This is a genomic window from Streptomyces triticisoli (genome assembly GCF_003270085.1).
GTDB classification, from domain to species: domain Bacteria; phylum Actinomycetota; class Actinomycetes; order Streptomycetales; family Streptomycetaceae; genus Streptomyces; species Streptomyces triticisoli.
In genome coordinates this window covers 23045-30178 of record NZ_QFDQ01000016.1, presented here as the reverse complement: position 1 = coordinate 30178, position 7134 = coordinate 23045, and the positions used below count along the sequence as shown (strand labels likewise).

The 7134-nt window shown below is 72.0% G+C and carries 4 protein-coding genes; 3 read left to right on the top strand and 1 reads right to left on the bottom strand.

All coding sequences use genetic code 11. The features are described 5' to 3' along the window. From DEP02_RS03615 to glgB, 3 genes are all read left to right on the top strand, one after another. Positions 1-361, top strand: a 361-nt coding sequence (locus DEP02_RS03615) for an alpha-glucosidase C-terminal domain-containing protein (RefSeq protein WP_198668271.1), incomplete at its 5' end; no start/stop codon positions are given. A gap of 313 nt (positions 362-674) precedes the next feature. Beyond that, complete coding sequence (locus tag DEP02_RS03610; protein WP_112465858.1) at positions 675-2072, top strand: maltokinase N-terminal cap-like domain-containing protein; 1398 nt, start codon at positions 675-677, stop codon at positions 2070-2072. A 43-nt stretch (positions 2073-2115) separates the two neighbouring features. After that, the gene (glgB, locus tag DEP02_RS03605; protein ID WP_112465857.1) at positions 2116-4767 is read left to right on the top strand and encodes a 1,4-alpha-glucan branching enzyme; all 2652 of its coding nucleotides are present in this window, start codon (positions 2116-2118) and stop codon (positions 4765-4767) included. Between the two features lie 9 nt (positions 4768-4776). On the opposite strand, the gene DEP02_RS03600 is transcribed toward glgB, so the two are convergent. Beyond that, the gene (locus DEP02_RS03600; protein ID WP_112465856.1) at positions 4777-7047 is read right to left on the bottom strand and encodes a HelD family protein; all 2271 of its coding nucleotides are present in this window, start codon (positions 7045-7047) and stop codon (positions 4777-4779) included. Positions 7048-7134 lie beyond the last annotated feature (87 nt).

Below are 7134 nucleotides of genomic sequence, written 5' to 3'. Positions count from 1 at the left end.
CACCAACGTCGAGGCGTCGATGTCCTCGCCGTCCTCGCTGCTGCACTGGACCCGCCGCATGATCGAGATCCGCAAGCAGAACCTCGCCTTCGGGCTGGGGTCCTACCGGGAGCTCCCCTCGTCGAACCCCGCGGTCATCGCGTTCCTGCGCGAGTACGAGGACGACCTGGTCCTGTGCGTCAACAACTTCTCCCGCTTCGCCCAGCCCACCGAACTCGACCTGAGCGCCTTCCGCGGCCGGCACCCGGTCGAGCTGTTCGGCGGGGTGCGCTTTCCGGCCATCGGTGAGCTGCCGTACCTGCTGACCCTGGCGGGGCACGGCTTCTACTGGTTCCGACTGCGCCGAGAACACGGTGAGTAGTGATACGGTTACGCCGTTCTGGTGATCAGAACCCGAGCCCGTCATGGGGGCACCTCCCAGGCCCCAAGGCACTGGGGGAGGGTGGCTCGGTCACCCATCGCGCGCGTTCATCGCGTGAAACCTGTCCGAGCGATCGGACAGGACACGCCACCGCCACAGGTGGCGTGAACGCCAATGGTTCCGTCTCCGCAAGGACATAAGGACGACGCGGCCGACCGGTTCCCGGGCTGGGGCGGGCGTTTCCCCGCCCCACCCGTGGGCACGCGTCAGTCACACCCGACCAGCGATTGGACGCGACGCCATGTCGGAAGCCATGTCGGAAGCCGTCACGCGCTCTGTCACCGCCGCCGGCCCCGGCCTGCTCGCCTCACTGGACCCGCTGCTGCGCGCATGGCTGCCACGCCAGCGCTGGTTCGCGGGCAAGGGACGCCCGGTCACGGGCTTCTCGCTGGTCGCCGCCACCGAGCTGCTGCCGGTCGCCGACGGGAAGCTCGGCCTGTACCACCTGCTCGTCCGCGCCCACCAGCCGCTGGCGAACCTGCCGGGCGCCGAGTCGCACCCCGGCGACTGCTACCAGCTGCTCATAGGCGTGCGCGAGGCCCTGCCCCCACGGCTGGCGCCCGCGCTGATCGGCCATGTGCACGAGGGTCCGCTCGCCGGACGCACGGTGTACGAGGCCCTGTACGACCCCCGGCCCGCCGAGGTGATCCTGGAGGCGCTGCGCACCCAGGCCCGCATCGGCGGGCTGCGTTTCGAGCGGCGGGAGGAGATACGCCCCGACCTGGTCCCCCGGCTGGTGACCGCCGAGCAGTCCAACTCCTCGGTCGTCTACGGCGACACGTTCATCCTCAAACTGCTGCGCCGGGTGGTGCCCGGCGTCAACCCCGACCTGGAGCTGCCGCTGGCCCTGGCCCGCGAGGGCTGCCCCCGGGTGCCGCCGCCGACGGCGTGGATGACGGCGGAGGTGGACGGCGAGTCGTACGTCCTCGGGGTGCTCCAGCCCTTCGTGCAGGGCGCCTCGGACGGCTGGGAGCTGGCGCTGCGCCAGCTGGCCAAGGGCGAGGACTTCAGCGCCGAGGCGCGGGCACTGGGCCGCGCCACCGCCGAGGTGCACACCGCGCTGGCCCACGCACTGCCCACGGTCACGCTCGGCCACACCCAGCTGCAGTGCATGGTGACGGGCATGACCGGGCGGCTGGAGGCGGCCGCGCAGGCGGTGCCCACGCTGGGGCCGTACGTCACCGGGCTGCACTCCGCGTTCGAGGCGTTGGCCGATCTGGCGGCCGAGGGCCACACCTGGACCGCCCAACGCATCCACGGCGACCTGCACCTCGGGCAGTGCCTGCGCTCCCCCTCCGGCGAGTGGTGGCTGATCGACTTCGAGGGCGAGCCGGCCAAACCGCTGGCCGAGCGGCGGATGGCCCAGCCGACGGTGCGGGACGTGGCCGGGATGCTGCGCTCCTTCGACTACGCGGCGCACTCGGCGGGCGGCCCGCCGGCACCGGAGTGGGCGGCGGCCTGCCGGGCCGCGTACTGCACCGGATACGCCGAGGTCAGCGGGGTCGACCCGCGCACCGACCCGGTTCTGCTGCGCGCCTGTGAGACGGACAAGGCGATCTACGAGGCCGTCTACGAGGCCCGGCACCGGCCCGACTGGCTCCCGGTGCCGCTGTCCGCGGTGCGCCGCCTGGCCGGCCCCGACTCCGTCTGAACCCCACCCACCGCACCTGACCTGTGCCGAGGAGGCTCCGCCCGTGACCCCCCGCCCCCCGTCCAGCGGTTCGGATCCGAAGAGGACGGCCGAGGCTGCCGATGCCGAGCAGCCGACGGCCACGAAGAAGAGCGCCGCACGGAAGACGGCGAAGACGGCGGCGCCACCGGAGAACGCCACGCCGAAGAAGGCGCCTGCGAAGAAGACAGCCGCGAAGAAGACAGCGGCAAAGAAGGCATCGGCCAAAACGGCAACGCCCAAAACAGCCAAGAAGGCGGTGGCGAAGAAGACGGCCACGAAGACGACTGCCACAGCGAAGACAACGACGAAAGCGACGGCCACCAAGGCCGCCGCGAAGAAGACCGCCAAGAAGGCACCGGCGAAGAAGGCGCCGGCAAGGGCAGCGGTCAAGGCACCCGCGAAGGCACCGGCCGCCCCGGAGCCGGTCACGCCCGTGGCGCCCGAGCCCGTCGCCGCTCCCCCGGCGGAGCCCACGGCGGCCGGGATCGACCTCGTCCCCGCCGGAGCCGCCGACCGCGAACGGCTGCTCAGCGGTACGCACCACGATCCGCACTCCGTGCTCGGGGCGCACCCCGTACCCGGCGGGGTGGCCTTCCGGGCGTTCCGCCCGTACGCGCTCGGCGTCGGCGTGGTCGTCGGGGAGCAGCGGACCGAGCTGAACGACGACGGGGACGGGTTCTTCTCGGGTCTGCTGCCGCTGCGGGACGTACCGGAGTACCGGCTCCAGGTGGCGTACGAGGGGACGGTGCAGCACGTCACGGACGCCTACTCCTTCCTGCCCACGCTCGGCGAGCTGGACCTGTACCTGATCGGCGAGGGGCGGCACGAGCAGCTGTGGCAGGCGCTCGGGGCGCACCCGATGACCCTACGGGGTGTGAGCGGCGCCCGGTTCGCGGTGTGGGCGCCCAACGCCCGGGGGGTGCGGGTGGCCGGCACCTTCAACTTCTGGGACGGCACCGGACATCCGATGCGCTCGCTCGGCTCGACGGGTGTGTGGGAGCTGTTCGTGCCCGGCATCGGCGAGGGTGAGCTGTACAAGTTCGAGATCACCCGGCCGGACGGCTCGAAGACGCTGCGCGCCGATCCGCTGGCCCGCCGGACCGAGGCCCCGCCGGCCACCTCGTCCGTCGTTCACGCCTCGCACCACGAGTGGGGCGACGAGGAGTGGCTGGCCCGCCGGGCCGAACAGCCGGCGCACGAGGCGCCGTTCTCGGTGTACGAGGTGCATCTGCCGTCCTGGCGGCCGGGGCTGACTTACCGTCAGCTCGCCGAGCAGCTCCCGGCGTACGTCAAGGAGCTCGGCTTCACCCATGTGGAGCTGATGCCGGTCGCCGAGCATCCCTTCGGCGGCTCCTGGGGTTACCAGGTCACCGGCTTCTACGCGCCCACCGCGCGCCTGGGTACCCCGGACGACTTCAAGTACCTGGTCGACGCCCTGCACCAGGCGGGCATCGGGGTCCTGATGGACTGGGTGCCGGCGCACTTCCCGCGCGACGAATGGGCGTTGGCCGAGTTCGACGGTCGCCCGCTGTACGAGCACGCGGACCCGCTGCGGGCCGCGCACCCGGACTGGGGCACCCTGGAGTTCGACTTCGGCCGCCGCGAGGTGCGCAACTTCCTCGTCGCCAACGCCCTGTACTGGTGCGAGGAGTTCCACATCGACGGCCTGCGGGTGGACGCGGTCGCCTCCATGCTCTACCTGGACTACTCGCGCGAGCCGGGCCAGTGGACGCCGAACGAGCACGGCGGCCGGGAGAACCTGGACGCGGTGGCGTTCCTGCAGGAGATGAACGCGACCGTGTACCGCAGGGTGCCGGGTGTGGTGACCATCGCCGAGGAGTCGACGGCCTGGGACGGGGTCACCCGGGCCACCCACCACCGGGGCCCGAGCGGTTTCGGCGGCCTGGGCTTCGGACTGAAGTGGAACATGGGCTGGATGCACGACTCGCTGCAGTACATGAGCCACGATCCCGTCCACCGCACGTACCACCACGGCGAGATGACGTTCTCGATGGTGTACGCCTACAGCGAGAACTACGTGCTGCCGATCTCCCACGACGAGGTGGTGCACGGCAAGGGCTCGCTGGTGTCGAAGATGCCCGGCGACTGGTGGCAGCAGCGCGCCAACCTGCGCGCCTACCTGGGCTTCATGTGGTCCCACCCCGGCAAGCAACTGCTCTTCATGGGGCAGGAGTTCGCGCAGGGCTCGGAGTGGTCCGAGGTCCGCGGCCCGGACTGGTGGCTGCTCGACCCGGCGTACGGCGCGGAGGCCGACCACCGGGGCGTGCGGGACCTGGTCCGCGACCTCAACGCCGTCTACCGCGCCACCCCCGCCCTGTGGGCGCGGGACGTCCACCCGGACGGCTTCCAGTGGGTCACCGGGGACGCGGCGGACGACAACGTCCTCGCCTTCCTGCGCTACGACGCCGACGGCACCCCGCTGCTCGCGGTGTCCCACTTCGCTCCGGTCGTCCGCCCCGACTACCGCGTCGGCGTCCCCGACGACGTGCCCGCCTGGGCGGAGGTCCTCAACACCGACGCGGCCCGCTACGGCGGCAGCGGCGTCGTCCACCCGGACCCGGTCAAGCCGGAGCCGCAGGGGCGGCACGGCCGCCCGGCGAGCGTCCGCCTGACGCTGCCGCCCCTGTCGACGGTGTGGCTGCGGCCGGCCTGACCGGACCGCTCAGGCGAGGGCGTCCGCCAGGGCCTTCGGCAGCTCACCGGTGTGCACGACACCGAGCCTCTGCGTGGCCCGGGTCAGGGCCACGTACAGGTCGCTCGTGCCGTAGCGGCCCGGTTCGACCACCAGGACGGAGTCGAACTCCAGGCCCTTGGCCTGGCGCGGGTCGAGCAGGACGACCGACCGGGCGAGGTCGGGCTCGGCGCCGGCCGTGACGCCGTCCAGCCGGGCGGCCAGGCGGCGGTGCAGGTCGCGCGGGGCGATCACCGCGAGCCGGCCCTCGGACGGGGTGAGTTCGGCGACGGCCTTCTCCACCGCGCCGGGCAGGTCGTCGGTGGCGCGCGCCCAGGGCCGTACGCCGGTCGAGCGGACCGAACCGGGCGGCTGGAAGTCGGGGTTCTCCGCCCGCACCACGGCCGCCGCGACGTCCATGATCTCGGCGGGGGTGCGGTAGTTGACGCCGAGGCGGGTGTGCTCCCAGCGGTCCTCGACGTACGGCTGGAGGATGTCCGCCCAGGCGCCGACACCGCCCGCCTCCGAGGTCTGCGCGGGGTCGCCGACCAGGGTCATGGAGCGGGTGGGGCTGCGCCGCATCAGCAGCCGCCACGCCATCGGCGACAGCTCCTGCGCCTCGTCGACGATGATGTGCCCGAACGCCCAGGTGCGGTCGGCCGCCGCGCGCTCGGCGGCGCTGCGGTGGTCCTCCTCCTCCTGCCGCTCGGCGAACCGCTCGGCGTCGATGATGTCGTGAGCGGACAGAACCTCGCTGTCCTCGTCGTCCTTGTCCTCGAACTCGTAGGTCCGGGACGCGTACGACACGTCCAGCACACCCTGGGCGTAGGCGACCTGGGTCTCGCGCTCACGCTCGGCATGGGCACGGACCAGGCGGTCGTCCTCGCCGAGCAGTTCGGCGGCCTCGTCGAGGAGGGGAACGTCCGCCACGGTCCAGACCCGGGTCACCGGGCGGCGGATCGAGGCCGCGTCCTCGTCGCCGACGTATCCCTCCGGGTCGGCCAGGAAGTCCGCGACCAGCCGCTGCGGGGTCAGCCGCGGCCACAGCTGGTCGATGGCCGACCAGACCTCGGGGTTCCCGGCGAGTTCGTCGCGGATCTGGGTGATGTCGCTCGCGTCGAGGAGGTTGGAGCCGTCGTAGGGGTCGGTGCCGATGCGCTCGGCGACCATGTCGGTGAGCGTGTTGAGGATGTGGCCCTCGAAGTGCTCGCGGGCCACGTTGTGCGGCAGCTTCGCGGCGCGGGTGCGCTCGCGGGCGACGTTCACCAGGTCGTCGTCGAGCATCAGGACCTCGCGGTCGTGCTCGATGGCGACGACCGGGTCGGGCAGCGCCTGCCGGTCCCGTACGACGGCGGCGAGCACGTCGGCCATGTCGGCGCGGCCCTTGACGGCGGCGGCCTCGGGGGTGTCGGTGGCCGTCGCCTTCACACCGGGGAACAGCTCGCCGACGGTCGCCAGCAGCACGCCGGTCTCGCCGAGGGAGGGCAGCACCTCGCCGATGTAGCCGAGGAAGGCGGGGTTGGGGCCGACGATGAGGACGGCGCGCCTGGCGAGCAGTTCGCGGTGCTCGTACAGCAGGTACGCGGCCCGGTGCAGGGCGACGGCGGTCTTGCCGGTGCCCGGTCCGCCCTCGACCACGAGCACCCCGCGGTGCGGCGCGCGGATGATGCGGTCCTGGTCTGCCTGGATGGTCCGCACGATGTCGCCCATCCGGCCGGTGCGCGCGGAGTTGAGCGCGGCGAGCAGCACCGCGTCGCCGGTCGGGTCCTCGTGGCCGGTGCGGGTGGTGTCGCCGAGGTCGAGGATCTCGTCGTGCAGGGCGCTGACCCGGCGGCCCTCGGTGGAGATGTGCCGACGGCGGCGCAGGCCCATCGGGGTGTGGCCGGTGGCCAGGTAGAACGGACGGGCGACGTCGGCCCGCCAGTCGATCAGGATCGGCGTGCGGTCGGCGTCGTCGGCGCGCAGGCCGATACGGCCGATGTGGTGACTGTCGCCGTTCGCGAGGTCGATCCGGCCGAAGCAGAGCGAGCCGTCCACGGCGTTCAGCGCGGCCAGCAGCCCCGACCGCTCGGCGACGAGGATGTCCCGCTCCAGCCTGGCCTGCATGGGCGTGTCGCCCTGCGCGAGCGCGTCCGCGACGGAGTCCTCGGCATCACCGCGCAGCGCGTCCACGCGCGCGTACAGCCCGTCGATGAATTCCTGTTCCTGCCGCAATTCACCGTCTGAGAAATCGGTGTTTGACAATTCGACTCCCGCCCACATACACTGTGACTACTGAACTTCTTCGTGACCATTTTTACCTGAAGTCACGAACCATCGAATATACGCAAGAGAATCCCCCGGACGCAA